This window comes from Rhodococcus sp. LB1 (genome assembly GCF_001583455.1).
GTDB classification, from domain to species: Bacteria; Actinomycetota; Actinomycetes; order Mycobacteriales; family Mycobacteriaceae; genus Rhodococcus_F; species Rhodococcus_F opacus.
Window position 1 is genome coordinate 317,192 of sequence record NZ_LTCZ01000290.1, and the last position, 13,441, is coordinate 330,632.

A 13,441-nucleotide genomic window follows, 5' to 3' on the forward strand; every position below is an offset into this window, starting at 1 on the left:
CTCGGCGGTCCGTCGCGCCAGACATTCGGCTGGTTGATCACAGGGCGGCGGCGGCCTTCTTCAGATCGGCGACGAGGGCGTCGAACGCGTCGTCCCGATCCTCCGTCGGTCCGCGGAGCACGGCGGACGGGTGGATCGTCGCGAAAACGTCCGGCTCCACGTCGACGTCCACCTCGCCGTCGAGATGCAGTAACTCTCCGCGGTGTTCGGTGAGGCGGAACGACGGGCCGAGCAACGCCTGCGCGGCGGTGGCCCCGAGGCACACGAGGACGTCGGGTTGCACGGCCGCCAGTTCGGCGATCAGCCACGGCCGGCACGCGACGATCTCGGTGCGGTTCGGCTTCTTGTGGATTCGGCGCTTGCCGCGTTCGGCGGGGACGAACTTGAAGTGTTTGACGGCGTTGGTGACGTACGTGACGTTCCGGTCGATGCCCGCCGCGTCGAGCGCCTTGTTCAGGAGCTTTCCCGCCGGACCGACGAACGGCTCACCGGCGCGGTCTTCCTGATCGCCCGGCTGTTCGCCGACGAGCATCATCCGCGCGGATCGCTTGCCCGCGCCGAACACGGTCTGCTCGGCGTCGCGGTACAGATCGCAGCCGTGGCATCCGTCCGCGGCGTGGGACAACGCGTCGAGGTCGACGGTGTCCGGCACGAACGGTGCGGCCGAGGGCTTCGTGGCTCGTGACATGCGCGTCGAGTACCCGTCGGGCGGAGCTCCATTCGCGCAACCCTGTCAATTAGTTTAGCGCTAAGATATAATCACCGGAGAAGCCCACCGAGAAAGCGAGCCTCCATGTCCCTCACCGAAGTCACCGCCCACCACCCCTACAGCCCGGCCGTGGTCGCGGGCGGACTCGCGTTCGTCTCCGGCGCACTGTCCGTCGATGCCGAGGGCACCGCAGTCCCCGGCCGCACCGAGGCGCTCGACGCCGCCGTCGACCGCATGGTCGATCGCCTCGCCACCGTCGGCGGACAGCTGAAGGACGTCGTCAAGCTCACCTACTACGTCACCGACCTGTCGTTGCGCGAGGAGGCGAACCGCCAGTTCGAGCGCATCTTCGACGAGCCGCGCCCCGCGCGCACGTTCCTCGAGGTCAGCAGCCTCCCCTACGGCGCCATCGCCGAGATCGACGCCGTGGCGGCGGTCGGGGGACGCTGACAGCGCACCTGTCCGGCAGCGCCGCGGGTCCCCGTTCCGAGGAATCGACGGGGACCCGCGGCGCGTCGCCGTCACTTATGCTCGTTCGATATCTTGGTACTAAACAGATGAGACCCTCGAGGATTCAGGAGGTGCGCCCGGTGACGCAACGCCCCGTTCCAGATCGCGATGCCGTCGACGACATCGTCGACCAGTGGGCCCACCAGTGGCCCGACCTGGATGTGAGTCCACTGAAAGTGCTGGGCCGCCTGCACCGTTCGTATCTGCGCTACCAGTCGTCCCTCGCCGCAGTGTTCGAGGAGCACGGCATCAACATGGCATCGTTCGACGTCCTGGCCGCCCTCCGACGCTCGGGTCCGCCGTACCGGATGACGTCCGGACAGCTGGCGGAATCCGCCCTCGTCACCACGGGCGGTGTCACGCTGCGCGTCGACCGGCTCGAGAAGGCGGGGCTCGTGCAGCGCGAGCGCGACGCCGAGGACCGCCGCATCGTGCACGCGCAACTCACCGACGAGGGACTGCGGGTGATCGAGAAGGTCGCGGAGGCCCACTTCGCCAACGAGTCGCAGATCCTCAGTGGAATGTCGAAGGACGATCAGGCGGCGCTGGCCGAATTGCTCCGCAAGCTCGAGCACTCGATCGTCGAGAACCAGGCCCCCACCGCCTGAGCGGAAAAATCAGCTGGCCGCACGGGAGGTCAGATCGGCGACCTCACCGAATCCGATGAACCGTTCGGATGCCGCCGTCATCTCCACGATGAAGCGTCGCTGCTCGTCCTGCGACGCACCGATCAGGCGCGCCGCACCCGTCCACTGCGCCTCGGACAGCTTGCGGGCGAGTTGGGCGGGTTCGGCGCACGGCGTCGCGATCCCGGCCTGGTTGAGCCGTTCGATGAACCGGATGTACCGGCCGAGGATCCGATTGTGTGCCGCCTCGAGCTGTTCCCGGATCACGGGGTCGACGGCGGCGCGGTCCTCGATCATCGTGAACAGGCGTCCGCTGCTGTAGACAGTCTCGATGAACGCCGCGGTGGCCGCCCGCAGGACGGTGCGCGGGTCCGCGTCCGGCGGGACCGGGATGCGCTGAGCCTCGACGAACGTGTCGAACACCGCGGCGGCGACGGCACGGAACGCGTCGTCCCGGGACGCGAACCGGGCGGAGAATTCGGCCTGCGACACCCCGGCGGCAGCGGCGATGACCGCCTCGGAGGTGCGCTCGTATCCCAGCTCGGCGAAGCACCGCCCCGCCGCTTCGACCAACGCGAGCCGACCTCGATCGTCACCGTTCGTAAGCACCGCTCGCGCCTCCTCGTACCCCGGCCGGCGCCCGACGTGTCGGCCGTCACACATTCTTAGTTGACATTTCATTCACGTCAACCCGCGCGACCTTACGCCTGCTGAAGTGCCTTCGCCTGGGCCTCGGCCTGCGCCCGGTAGAGCCGGCGGAGCCGGATGACGCCGAGGTCGTGCTGGTACAGGTTCTCCGCCTGGTCCGCGTCGAATGCCATCGCCTCGAGCATGGTGCGGTCCTGCTCGAGCACCACCCAGTGCCGCTCCTCGAGCTTGGTGCGGTACAGGAACCGCCAGACGTCGCGTTCCCAGCCCTCGACGCGGCGGTACCGCCAGAAGAACACCGCGGTGGTCTCGGCGTCGATCGGCGTTCCCATGCCGACGATGCCGAACGAGCCACCCGGGCCCGCGGTCGGCGGGTACGGGATCTCGAGGTCCACCCAGTCGATGCCGGTCCGGCAGAATTCGACCCAGTCGAAGTTCACACCCCGCTGGTCGGTCTTCTCGAAGAAGAACCCGCGATCGGTTTCGCGGATCCGGAACTTCGCGGAGGTCTCGCCGCCGAACATCGAATGCGATTCGCGGTGCAGGAATGCTCCGTGCATCGGGTCGAGCAGGTTCTCCAGCGTGAACCGCCACGGCGCCTTCCACTCCGCGTAGCAGAGGAAGTGCGAGATGCCGTCGTCGGTGAGGCGCTCGGGCAGTTCGAGTGGTGCGGGTTCGGCGTCGGGGTCGGTGCCGAACCAGGCGAGTACGGCGCCGGCGACCTCCCGCACGGGGAGGCTGGTGACGAGCCGCTTGCCCTCGAGGTTGCAGCCGGGCATTCCGGGGACGGAGACGACGGTGCCGCCGCCGTCCACCTGCACGCCGTGGTACTGGCAGGCGACGCGATCGCCGAGGTGCTGGCCCTGCGACAGCGGGGCGCCGCGGTGCGGGCAGCGGTCGGCGAGCATGCGGAGGGTGCCGTCGGACTGACGGAACAGCAGCCAGTCCTCGCCGAGGCGGCGCACCTTCTTCATGTCGCCGCGCGCGACGAAGTCGGACGGGCACACCGCGTGCCACTGGTCGCGCATCCCGGTCGCGAAGATCTCGTCGCCGGTCAGTGCCGCCTTGTGCAGTCGGTTCACCATGTCAGGCCCCCATCCGTCGGATCTCGTCCGTGAAAGTGTCGGTGGTCCAGGCGTCGCCGCCGGGACTGTGGATGCCGAGGGCGTTCAAACCCTTCACCAGGCCTTCGAGGTGGTGCACACCGGTGCCGAAGACCTCTTCGATCGCGCCGGCCAGCTTCCGTTCGTACGGGGTGGGTGCCGTGCCGGACTGGCGTGGTTGCAGATACAGGCTCATGGTTCTTCCCTTCTAGAGATCCAGCACGAGCTCGTCGGAGCGGGCGCGGGAAACGCAGATCATGATGGTGGTGCCGGACTCCTGCTCGGAGCTGGAGAGCAGGGAGTCGCGGTGGTCGGGGGTCCCGGCGAGGACGCGGGTTTCGCACGTCCCGCAGATGCCTTCGCGGCAGGAGTTGGGGACGTCGACGCCGGATTCCTCGAGGGTGTCGAGGATGGTCCGGTCCGGGGCGACGGTGGCCGAGATGCCGGATCGTTCGCAGATCACGCGGACGGGGCGGTCACCGGCGAGGGTGTCGGCGGGGATCTCCTTCGCCTTGAACCGCTCGAGCCGGATCGTGCCGTCCGGCCAGGAGCCGGCGAACCCTTCGACCGCGCCGAGCAGACCCTCGGGGCCGCAGGCGTAGACGAACGTCTCCTCGCGGGCGGTGCCGAGGATGTCGGCCAAATCGAGGATGCCCTCGGTTTCCTCGGTGACGACGTGCACGCGGTCGCCGTATGCGGACAGTTCGTCGAGGAACGCCATCGACGCGCGGGCGCGGCCGCCGTAGTGCAGTTCCCACTCGGCGCCCATGCGTTCGGCTTCACCGATCATCGCGAGGATCGGCGTGATGCCGATGCCGCCGGCGATGAACACGTAGCGCGGCGACGGCAGGAGTTCGAAGTTGTTGCGAGGTGCGCTCACCGACAGGCTGTCGCCGGGCCGCAGCGTCTCGTGGACGTGCCGGGAGCCGCCTCGGCCGGTCACCTCGTGGAGGATCGCGACGCGGTACCCGGTCTTGTCGTCGGGGTCTCCGCAGAGGGAGTACTGGCGGACGGTCCCGCGGTTCAGGTGCAGGTCCAGATGGGCGCCCGGCGTCCACTGGTCGACCGCGCCGCCGTCCTGTCGTTCGAGGCGAAGCGAGACCACGCCCGCGGACTCGACCCGCATCTGACGCACCATCATGGGGACGGTGTCTGCGTCTGTTGTCATCGCTCACTCCCAGGCTCAACCGAAGGCATAGTTCCTTAGTGCTCAATAATTTAGCACTAAGATGTATCGTGCGCCACAGTTGAGGGGAAATCCGTCGAACACGGGCCGAGCTACTCCGCTTCGCGGTACCGCGCGGTCTCGGCCGCGAGCCGCTCCTCGTACGCCTGTGCGAGGTCGTGCAGACTCTGCACGCAGTCACCGGTGAACACCGGCGCATGCATCGGCGCCAGCAGCAGGGGTTCCAGATCGGCGAGTCCCCGGATCGTGGGCCCGAGCGCCGGTGACAGGCACGTCGCGTTCCCCATGTCCTCGGCCGCGATGGCCGGGCCGACGATCTCCTCCTCCGTGGCAGGCGGATGATGCCCGAATGCGGTGAACAGGTCGCCGCAGAACAGCGTCTGCGTCGTCTCCTCGAAAACCAGCCCGGCATCCCACCCGTGCGGAACATGCGGAGTGTCGAGGTGACGGACCCGCCTGGTGCCCGTCTCCATCACGTCGCCGTACTGCAGGGGACGGGGCATGCGATCGGCGAGGTCGTTGACCTGAACGAAGCAACCCATCGCCCCGTGCGCGACCTCGGCGTTCGGCGCGGCCGCCAGCCACGAGTTCATCGCACCGCACTCGTCGGCCTCCACGTGCCCGAACGTGATCCACCGCAGCCTGTCGAGAGGAATCAGCCGGCCGACCGCCGCGGACACGGACGGGAACAACGCACGCTGACCGGTGTGGAACAGCAGCGGTTCCTCACCGTCGACGAGGAACTGGTTCATGATCAGGTTGGGCTCGTCCAGATACGTGGACAGCCGGTAGATGTCGGGAGCGATCTCGGTAATCGTGGTGTCCATCCCTGGCTCCGATCACGTCACGGTGTCGTGAGGACAAGCCTTCTCGGGACAGCGGCGGCGCGCAAGATCCTGCCGGTCCGCGATGGCGCTACCGTCGTTGCCCGACGCCGATCCGGACGAGATCGTGCCCGACGGTCACGGTGCCGGCGAACGTGGACTTCACGCCTCGTTCCCACTGGTCGTCGGTGACCTGCCGGGGGTCGCCCGGACCGATGTGGGAGAGCACCACCTGACGGACATCCGCGTCCGTGGCGACGCGCCCGACGTCCTGCGCGGTGGTGTGCGCCTGAATCATGTGCTCGACCAGTGCGGGACCCGAAGCCTGAGCGTAGAAGTCGACGTCGATCACCTCGTGGACGAGGATGTCGGATCCTCGGGCGAGTCGAACCACGTTCGGCGACTTCGCGGTGTCGCCGGAGAACGTGACCGCACCGTCCTCCGTGTCGAACCGGTACGCCAGCGAGGGGTAGACCGGGCCGTGCGGAACCAGTGTCGCGGTGACCCGGATCCGGTCGTCTTCGAACACCGGGAACGGCTCCATCTCCGGCGCCGTGTTGTCGGCGGACGCACCCGCCGACTCCGGTGGCAGTACATCGTGCAGCGACAACCGCCGCCCGTAGTCGGACTGGGCGCCCTTTTCGACGTTGCGGATGTTGATGTCGTAGGCGAATGCGTCGAGTACGCCCGCGAACAGATCGGTGAGTCCGGGCGCCGGCGATGCCGGACTCTGGATCGGAATACTCTGGCCGCCACGCGGTGCCGACAGTCTGCCCGCCGAGCCCGGGCCGTACACCGGCACCACGTTGCGGAATGTGTAGGACGGTGTCCCGCCCGGCAGCCAGAAGACGTTGAACAGATCGGCGATGTGATCGCTGTGCATGTGCGTGACGAAGACGCCGCCGAGCGAATCCGCGGCGATACCGGCCTGGATCAGCTTTCGGCTCGACCAGGGACCCGCGTCGATCAGATACGGTCGGTCGCCGACGACGAGCACACTGGACGTGCCGCTCCGCCCCGGCACGGCGATGGGTCCGGCCGCCGTGCCGAGCAGGATCAGCGTGGTTGCGTAGCCGTCGACGTCACCGGACAACTCGTAGGCGTCCGGTGGCGTCGCACCACTCGGCTGCGCGTCCGAGGTGTGGGACGCGCAGCTCGTCGCGGCGACGGCAGTGGCGGCGGAACCCAGCAGGGCCAGCGCACGCCGCCTCGACAATGCGTGTCGGCCGACAGGTTCCATTTATGCGTCCGTTCGGGCCGCGGCCAACTCCAGCGGCACGTGCCAGGCGTCGTATTCGTAGACCCAGTCGCCGTTGCCTGCGACCTTCAGCCACTCGTTGGACCGGGAGCCGCGCTGGATGCGCGAGGTCCGCTGCAGTCGCGTCTCCTGGTAGGTCTGCAGCGCGACGGCAGGGTCGTCGAACAGGCTCAGGCAGCGGGACAGGACGACGGCGTCTTCGATGGCCATGCCGGCGCCCTGCGCCATGAACGGCATCATCGGATGTGCCGCGTCGCCGAGGAGCACGGCGCGCCCGTCGGTCCACGATGCCAGCGGGTCGCGAACGTAGAGAGCTGATTTCAGGACGTCGTCGCAGGCGTCGAGCAGGGCTCGTGCCTCGGGGTGGAAGTCGCGGTACAGCTCACGCAGTTCGGTGACGGAGCCGGGTGTGGTCCACGATTCCTCGGTCCACTCCTCCTGGCCGCAGGTGGCGAAGACGAAGATGTCCTTGCCCTGGTTGAGGGGGAACGTCACGATCTGAGTCGACGGATTCGGCCCCCACCACTTGGTGAAGCAGTCGAGGTTCGGCAACTCGCCGACGCGTTCGGTGGGGACGACGGCGCGGAACGCCACAACCCCGGTGAACGTCGGCTGTTCCCGCCCGAGGAGAGCGGTCCGGACCGCGGAGTGGATGCCGTCGGCGCCGACGATCACGTCAGCGGAAGCCGTACTGCCGTCGGTGAACTCGATGCGGCCGTCGGCGACGCCGCTGACCCGGCGACCCATTTCGACGACACCCGACGGCAGCCGGTTCTCGAGCGCGGTCATGAGGTCGCCCCGGTGCATGGTCAACTGCGGTGCACCGTAGTGCTGTTCCGCGCTGTCCCCCATCGGCAGCCGGGACGTTTCGGCTCCCGTGTCCCACGTGCGGCTGATCCGGAACTGCGGCCGGGCGGCCGATTCGCGGATCGCCGGGCCGATGCCGAGTCCGTCGAGAGCCCGGACCGCGTTGGGGGTGAGGTTGATGTCGGCGCCGACGCGGGCGAACTGCCTCGTCTGCTCGTAGACCGTGACGTCGAGACCGAACTTGCGGAGGGCGATCGCCGTGGCGAGTCCGCCGATGCCGCCGCCGCAGACGGCGACCGTGGTCACTGTGCAGCCTTTCCGGGCACCGTGACGGGCGGCGTGAACGGTGCCGGCATGTCGCCGTAGGCGGCGAGATCGACCTCGACGATCACCGGCGCCTGCCGCGACACCGCGTCGGCGAGCACCTCGTGGGCCTCGGCGGCGCCACCGATCCGCAGGTACGGCACGCCGATGGACTGCGCCAGCAGCGGGAAGTCGGGGGTGACGAGGTCGACGGCGTAGGTGTCTTCGCCGCCGCCCTTCTGCATGTTGCGCAGCACACCGTAGCCGCCGTCGTTGAACACGAGCAGCACCAGCCACGGCTTCTCCTGCGCCATGGTCAGGATCTCGCCGAAGTGGACGGCCAGGCCGCCGTCGCCGACGAGGGCCAGGGTGGGACGGGTCTCGTCGGCCAGTGCGGAACCGATGGCCATGCCCAGGCCCTGCCCGATGCCGCCGCCGCGGGGGAAGACGTTGGACTTGGGGTCGAACATCGGCAGCAGCCGGTTGCCCCAGGAACTCGACGCGATGGTGACGTCGCGGGCGATGACGGAATCCTGCGGGAACGCGGCACGCACGGCGTCGCACAGCACGGCGTGATCGCCGAGTCCGGCGCGCTGCTTGCTGCGGACGAGTTCGCGGGTGGCGCGGGCACGTTCGGTCCAGGCGGCGTCGACGGGCGCGGGCCCGGACAGCTGCCGGAGGAACGTGGCGATGTCGGCGGTGACCCCGGCCTGCGCCGGGTACACACGTCCGAGCGCGGCCGCGTCGATGTCCACCTGCACGTGCACGGCGGGGACGGGCATGGAGTAGTCGCCGGTCTCGTTGGACCGGAAGTGGGTGCCCAGCGACAGCAGCAGGTCGGCGTCCCGGAGGAGCTCGCGTCCCGCGGGGGTGTTGCCGTAGTTGCCGATGCACAGCGGATGGTCCTCGGGTACGGCGCCGCGCCCGGAGTTGCTGGTGAGCAACGGGACTCCCCACTGCTCCACCAGTTCGGTCAGCTCGGCACCGGCCGTGGCGACACCGCCGCCCGCCCAGATCACCGGGCGTTCCGCCGACCGCAGCAGGGCGAAGGCGACGGCCAACTCGTCGGCGTCCGGCGTGCGCGGCGACTCCGACACCGGCTCGACGACGTCGATGACGTGCTCCGCGTACTGGAGGTCGATCGGCCATTCGATGCTCGACGGGCCGCCGGGCGCGGCGAGGGCGGCGGCGACGCCTTCCCGCAACACCTTTCCGGCGCTGTCGGTGTCGAGGATGGTGGCGGCGTGCTTCGACGTCGCCGTCAGCATCCCCAGCTGATCCTTGGTCTCGTGGATGAACCCGCGACCCGAGCCGAGGTACCGGCTCTCGACGTTGCCCGTCACGTGCAGCACCGACGTTCCGGCACTGAGCGATTCGATCAGCGACCCGGCCGCGTTGCCGGCACCGGTGCCGGTACTCGTGAGAGCGCAGCCGAGTCCGCCGGTGGCCCGGGCGTACCCGTCGGCGGCACTGACCGCGGTGGCCTCGTGCCGGACCGGCACGAACCGCAGGTGCTTGCTGACCGCCTGCACCAGGGGCTGGTTGTGGACGCTCACGATGCCGAAGACGGTGTCGACACCGGCCTCGCGCAGCACCTGGACGAGCAGGTCGCCCCCATTACCCACAGACATGGTGTTCCTCTCAGACATAGCGTGCGACGCCTCCGCAGACGTCGAGGCTGGTGCCCGTCACGTAGGACGAGCGGGGGGACAGCAGGGTCACGATCATGGTGGCCACCTCGTCGGCGCGGCCGAACCGGCCGAGGCCGATGCCGCGGTCCTGGGCGATCTCCGCCTCCCATTCGGCGAATGTGGCGTCGGTGCCGGATTCCTCGTAGCGGCGCCGCCACTGGCCGGTGTCGACCAGTCCGAGCGACACCGAGTTGACGCGGATGCCGTCGGCGGCGAGTTCGAGCGACAGCGACTTGCTGAGGTTCAGCAGCCCGGCCCGGGCGGCGCTGGTGGTGACCAGCCGCGGCTCGGGCTGACGTGCGAGCACCGCCGAGATGTTGACGATGGACGCGGCGTCGGACTTGCGCAGCAGCGGCAGGGCGGCCTCGACGGTGTTGAGGACGCTGGAGAACTTGAGGTCGAGTTCGTCGCGCCAGTCGTCGAGGGTCGCCTCGCCGCGCGGGACCATGCGGGACTTGCCTGCGTTGTTGACCAGACCGTCGAGGCCGCCGAATCGGGCGACACCGGCGTCGACCAACGCGGCGACCGCGGCTGGGTCCCGGACGTCGCAGGACGCGGTGAGGACGCGGTCGCTGCCGGGCAGCGGCGCGATCACGGAGTCGAGCCGGTCGCGGTCGCGCGCGCAGGTGACGACGTTGGCACCCTCCTCGAGCAGCATCGCGACGGTGGCGAGCCCGACTCCCGAGCTTCCGCCGGTCACCAGGTGGGTGCGGTCTTTCAGTTGCAGGTCCACGACGTGGTCCCCTTCTCTAGTGCAGGACGAATCCGCCGTTGACGACGAGTTGCTGGCCGGTGATGTACGAGGCCTCGGGTCCCATCAGGAACGCGACGGCGCCGACGAGATCCGACGGCTGCTGCGGCCGCTCCAGCGCGCGATTGAGGCGGTACAGCTCGTGCCGGTGCTCCGGAACCTTCTGCGCCGATTCGCTTTCGGTCAGACCGGGCGAGACGGTGTTGACGGTGATGCCGTACGGGCCGAGGTCACGGGACATGGCGCGGGTCAGCGCGGCCACCCCGCCCTTGGAGGCGATGTAGTGCGCGAGACGCGGCGAACCGTACAGGGCGGCGTCGGAGCCGATGGTGACGACTCGTCCGCCTCCGTTCCCGATGATGGAGGGAACGATCACCCTGCTCACGAGGAACGTGCCGCGCAGGTTGACGCCCAGCACACGGTCCCACTCGTCGATGTCGAGTTCGTGAATCGGTTTGCCGCCCACGCCGTCCGCGAGGGCCGCGTTGTTGACGAGGCCGTACAGCGGGCCGCCGGCGGTGACGGTGGCCGCCATCGCGTCGACGGACTCCGCGTCGCGGAGATCGACCCGGACGAACTGTGCCTTGACCCCGTCGGCGCGCAGGCTTGCCGCCGCGTCCTCGCCCCAGTCCTCGCGGATGTCGGCGAGCCACAGGGTGGCGCCGTCCTCGCCGAGCCGGCGGGCCAGGGCGAGGCCGAGACCCCGCCCCGCCCCGGTGACGAGAATGCTGCGGCCGTCGAGACTCATGGTCAGTCCCGCGTCACGCCGTGCATGGCCGACGTCTCGGGGTACGTCGGGATCTGCGGCTTCTGCGCGCCGATGATGACGCAGAACAGAGCGTCCTTGTCGCCGTTGTTCTTCAGGCTGCGCGGAACTCCGGCCGGGACGACGATCATGTCGCGGTAACCGAGGGTGCGCTTCTCCACCTGGCCGTCGCGGTGGACGCCGACCTCCACCTCGCCCTCGAGGACGAAGAAGGCTTCCTCGGCGTCGTGGTGGGTGTGCTCCGGGCCCTCGGCGCCGGGGGGAAGCAGCATGTTGGAGAACGTGAATCCGCGCGAGACGATGGTGCGGTTGTCGTTCTCGTGGTTACCCGTCGCGCCGGAGCCGACGTAGCGGATCTGCGCGCGCTTGAACTGGTCGCCGGCCTTGGCCTGGAAGCCCAGGGTGTCCCAGTCCTCGTGGCGGGAGCCACGGGTGAGGATCAGCGAGTCGGTGAATTCCTTCAGATCGGCGGTGCCGTATTCGAGTGTCATGTCGTGCTCCTTCTCTAGAGGTGGTTGCGTAGGCGTTCGGTGATGTGGATGAAGGATTCGACCCAGGCGTTGAAGGCCTCCGGCCGCTCCTGGTTCGCGAGGTGTCCGGCACCCCGGATGGTGACGAACACGGCGCCCGGAATTCCCCCGGCGAGAACCTGACTCGCGGGAACGCCGGTCACCCCGTCCTCGTCTCCGCCGAGGACGAGCGTGGGGATGTCGATCTTCGGCAGATCGGCCGTGTGATCGGTGGCCGCCATCGACTCGGCGGCGTACCCGTAGCCGGGCAGCCGGATCGACGACGCCATGATCGCCGTGGCCTGCGCGGTCACTTCGTCGCAGGCGGTCCCGGACAGTAACCGCGGGGCCCGTTCGGCGGCAAAGGCTTCCGCCCCTTCCTGCTCGAGCGTTGCGGCCCGGGCGCGCATCCGGCCGGCGGCGTCGCCGTCCGCTCCCGAGCCGACGGTGGAACTGCCGAGCAGCAGACTCCGCACGAGCCCGGGGTGGCGCAGCGCCAGCCGGGTGGCGATCACGCCGCCCCACGACATTCCCAGGACGTGCGCTCCCGCGTCACCGCAACGGTCGCGGATCACGTCGGCGGCGGCGTCGGCGTAGTCGTCGAGGTCGAACGGACGGCCCGGGTCTTCGCTGCGGCCGTAGCCGGGAGCGTCCCAGGCCAGCAGTCGCAGCGACGACGACAGTTCGTCGAACTGTGGCACGAAACTGTCTGCGCTGCCACCGATCCCGTGCAGCAGGAGCAGCGCGGGGCCGGAACCGGATTCGACGACGTGCGTCACGACGCCCGCCCGAGGTCGAACCGCTCGAACGCTCCGGGGTCGGGGATGCCGGCCATGTGGTCGCGGACCTGCTTGGACGGCGGGCCCGCGGTGCCCCACAGGTCGGAGAGTTCGGGAACCCGGCGCCAGACCTTGCACAGCCACCGGTCCTCGTCGACCTGTGCGATGCCGGACGTGTACTCGCACACCAGCCCTGCCGGGTCGGCGAAGTACGAGAACGTGTTGTCGCCGGGGCCGTGCTTGCCCGGACCCCACAGCGGCACGGTGCCGTGGTGACGCAACCGGCCGATGCCGCGCATGAAGTGGTCGACGGTGGGCATCTCGTAGGCGACGTGATTCACCGACGTCCACTCGGCCTGGTTGAACGCGATGCTGTGATGGTCGGTGTTGCAGCGCAGGAACGCCATCTGGTGCTCGGACCAGTCGGAGACCCGCATGCCCAGGACGTCGCAGTAGAACGTCACCGCGGCGTCGATGTCGACGGTGTTGAGGACGACGTGCGTGACGCCTACCGGGACGGCGTCCTCGCGGCCGAGCTTCGGGACCGCGAGCGCGTCGGCGAGCAGTTCGACGACGCGGCCCTCGGGGTCGACCAGGCTGACGCCGTAGCCGCCGCCGAGATCGTCGACCGGCCCCGGGCCGCTGACGATCGGGACGCCGCGGAGTTCGAGTCGGCGGGCGGCCTCGTCGACCTCGGCCGGCGTGGCGACGGCGAACGTGATGCGGCCGAGTCCGTTCCGCTCGGCCTGCGTGAGTTGCAGCGCGTGGTGGTGCTCACCGGTTCCCCGCAGCCAGGCACCGTCCGTGCCCTGCTCGACCACGCGCAGTCCCCACACCTCCGAGTAGAAGTCGGTGGATTCGATGCTGGCCTGTGTGCGCAGTTCGACGGAGCGCAGGCACCGCAGCCGGGCTATGGGTTGGTTCATCGCATGCCTCCAGTTGCTTAGGTCTCAATATCTTAGCGCTAAAGT

Annotated in this window: 16 protein-coding genes; 2 read left to right on the forward strand and 14 right to left on the reverse strand. The window is 69.1% G+C overall.

The features are described 5' to 3' along the window. Window positions 1-37: 37 nt before the first annotated feature. Window positions 38-688, reverse strand: coding sequence for a UdgX family uracil-DNA binding protein (locus tag AZG88_RS30990; protein WP_005248913.1), 651 nt, complete (start codon window positions 686-688; stop codon window positions 38-40). A 105-nt stretch (window positions 689-793) separates the two neighbouring features. Between AZG88_RS30990 and AZG88_RS30995 the strand changes: the two genes are divergently transcribed. Then, window positions 794-1,159, forward strand: a complete 366-nt coding sequence (locus AZG88_RS30995; protein WP_005248914.1) for a RidA family protein — start codon at window positions 794-796, stop codon at window positions 1,157-1,159. A 107-nt stretch (window positions 1,160-1,266) separates the two neighbouring features. Next, window positions 1,267-1,827, forward strand: coding sequence for a MarR family winged helix-turn-helix transcriptional regulator (locus AZG88_RS31000; protein ID WP_005248915.1), 561 nt, complete (start codon window positions 1,267-1,269; stop codon window positions 1,825-1,827). A gap of 9 nt (window positions 1,828-1,836) precedes the next feature. Here AZG88_RS31000 and AZG88_RS31005 read toward each other — a convergent pair whose 3' ends face one another. From AZG88_RS31005 to AZG88_RS31065, 13 genes are all read right to left on the reverse strand, one after another. After that, window positions 1,837-2,526 carry a TetR/AcrR family transcriptional regulator gene (locus AZG88_RS31005; protein ID WP_005248916.1) on the reverse strand — a complete coding sequence of 230 codons (690 nt, stop codon included), beginning with the start codon at window positions 2,524-2,526 and terminating at the stop codon, window positions 1,837-1,839. Between the two features lie 20 nt (window positions 2,527-2,546). After that, window positions 2,547-3,578, reverse strand: a complete 1,032-nt coding sequence (locus AZG88_RS31010) for an aromatic ring-hydroxylating oxygenase subunit alpha (protein ID WP_005248917.1) — start codon at window positions 3,576-3,578, stop codon at window positions 2,547-2,549. Window position 3,579: 1 nt separating this feature from the next. Continuing rightward, complete coding sequence (locus AZG88_RS31015; protein WP_005248918.1) at window positions 3,580-3,792, reverse strand: recombinase-like helix-turn-helix domain-containing protein; 213 nt, start codon at window positions 3,790-3,792, stop codon at window positions 3,580-3,582. A gap of 12 nt (window positions 3,793-3,804) precedes the next feature. Further along, window positions 3,805-4,764, reverse strand: a complete 960-nt coding sequence (locus tag AZG88_RS31020) for a PDR/VanB family oxidoreductase (protein ID WP_025431638.1) — start codon at window positions 4,762-4,764, stop codon at window positions 3,805-3,807. 110 nt (window positions 4,765-4,874) lie between these two features. Further along, on the reverse strand, window positions 4,875-5,609 hold the full coding sequence (locus AZG88_RS31025; protein ID WP_005248920.1) for an MBL fold metallo-hydrolase: 735 nt from the start codon (window positions 5,607-5,609) through the stop codon (window positions 4,875-4,877). An 88-nt stretch (window positions 5,610-5,697) separates the two neighbouring features. Then, window positions 5,698-6,846, reverse strand: a complete 1,149-nt coding sequence (locus AZG88_RS31030) for an MBL fold metallo-hydrolase (RefSeq protein WP_005248921.1) — start codon at window positions 6,844-6,846, stop codon at window positions 5,698-5,700. Next, window positions 6,847-7,977, reverse strand: a complete 1,131-nt coding sequence (locus tag AZG88_RS31035; protein ID WP_061041727.1) for an FAD-dependent monooxygenase — start codon at window positions 7,975-7,977, stop codon at window positions 6,847-6,849. It lies immediately after the preceding gene. Further along, on the reverse strand, window positions 7,974-9,623 hold the full coding sequence (locus tag AZG88_RS31040) for a thiamine pyrophosphate-binding protein (RefSeq protein ID WP_005248923.1): 1,650 nt from the start codon (window positions 9,621-9,623) through the stop codon (window positions 7,974-7,976). The genes AZG88_RS31035 and AZG88_RS31040 overlap by 4 nt, the downstream gene beginning before the upstream one ends. Continuing rightward, window positions 9,616-10,398: an SDR family oxidoreductase gene (locus tag AZG88_RS31045; RefSeq protein WP_005248924.1), complete on the reverse strand. Its 783-nt coding sequence runs from the start codon at window positions 10,396-10,398 to the stop codon at window positions 9,616-9,618. The genes AZG88_RS31040 and AZG88_RS31045 overlap by 8 nt, the downstream gene beginning before the upstream one ends. A gap of 16 nt (window positions 10,399-10,414) precedes the next feature. Beyond that, on the reverse strand, window positions 10,415-11,164 hold the full coding sequence (locus AZG88_RS31050; protein ID WP_061700040.1) for a 3-oxoacyl-ACP reductase family protein: 750 nt from the start codon (window positions 11,162-11,164) through the stop codon (window positions 10,415-10,417). Between the two features lie 2 nt (window positions 11,165-11,166). After that, the gene (locus tag AZG88_RS31055) at window positions 11,167-11,673 is read right to left on the reverse strand and encodes a cupin domain-containing protein (RefSeq protein WP_005248926.1); all 507 of its coding nucleotides are present in this window, start codon (window positions 11,671-11,673) and stop codon (window positions 11,167-11,169) included. 14 nt (window positions 11,674-11,687) lie between these two features. After that, complete coding sequence (locus AZG88_RS31060) at window positions 11,688-12,470, reverse strand: alpha/beta fold hydrolase (protein ID WP_005248927.1); 783 nt, start codon at window positions 12,468-12,470, stop codon at window positions 11,688-11,690. Further along, window positions 12,467-13,396, reverse strand: coding sequence for a VOC family protein (locus AZG88_RS31065; RefSeq protein WP_005254764.1), 930 nt, complete (start codon window positions 13,394-13,396; stop codon window positions 12,467-12,469). Before AZG88_RS31065 ends, AZG88_RS31060 begins: the two co-directional genes overlap by 4 nt. Window positions 13,397-13,441: the final 45 nt, after the last annotated feature.

Coding starts and splice junctions, on each gene's coding strand:
- AZG88_RS30990 (WP_005248913.1), bottom strand. CDS start 688: ATGTCACGAGCCACGAAGCCCTCGGCCGCACCGTTCGTGCCGGACACC.
- AZG88_RS30995 (WP_005248914.1), top strand. CDS start 794: ATGTCCCTCACCGAAGTCACCGCCCACCACCCCTACAGCCCGGCCGTG.
- AZG88_RS31000 (WP_005248915.1), top strand. CDS start 1,267: ATGAGACCCTCGAGGATTCAGGAGGTGCGCCCGGTGACGCAACGCCCC.
- AZG88_RS31005 (WP_005248916.1), bottom strand. CDS start 2,526: ATGAAATGTCAACTAAGAATGTGTGACGGCCGACACGTCGGGCGCCGG.
- AZG88_RS31010 (WP_005248917.1), bottom strand. CDS start 3,578: ATGGTGAACCGACTGCACAAGGCGGCACTGACCGGCGACGAGATCTTC.
- AZG88_RS31015 (WP_005248918.1), bottom strand. CDS start 3,792: ATGAGCCTGTATCTGCAACCACGCCAGTCCGGCACGGCACCCACCCCG.
- AZG88_RS31020 (WP_025431638.1), bottom strand. CDS start 4,764: ATGACAACAGACGCAGACACCGTCCCCATGATGGTGCGTCAGATGCGG.
- AZG88_RS31025 (WP_005248920.1), bottom strand. CDS start 5,609: ATGGACACCACGATTACCGAGATCGCTCCCGACATCTACCGGCTGTCC.
- AZG88_RS31030 (WP_005248921.1), bottom strand. CDS start 6,846: ATGGAACCTGTCGGCCGACACGCATTGTCGAGGCGGCGTGCGCTGGCC.
- AZG88_RS31040 (WP_005248923.1), bottom strand. CDS start 9,623: ATGTCTGAGAGGAACACCATGTCTGTGGGTAATGGGGGCGACCTGCTC.
- AZG88_RS31050 (WP_061700040.1), bottom strand. CDS start 11,164: ATGAGTCTCGACGGCCGCAGCATTCTCGTCACCGGGGCGGGGCGGGGT.
- AZG88_RS31055 (WP_005248926.1), bottom strand. CDS start 11,673: ATGACACTCGAATACGGCACCGCCGATCTGAAGGAATTCACCGACTCG.
- AZG88_RS31065 (WP_005254764.1), bottom strand. CDS start 13,396: ATGAACCAACCCATAGCCCGGCTGCGGTGCCTGCGCTCCGTCGAACTG.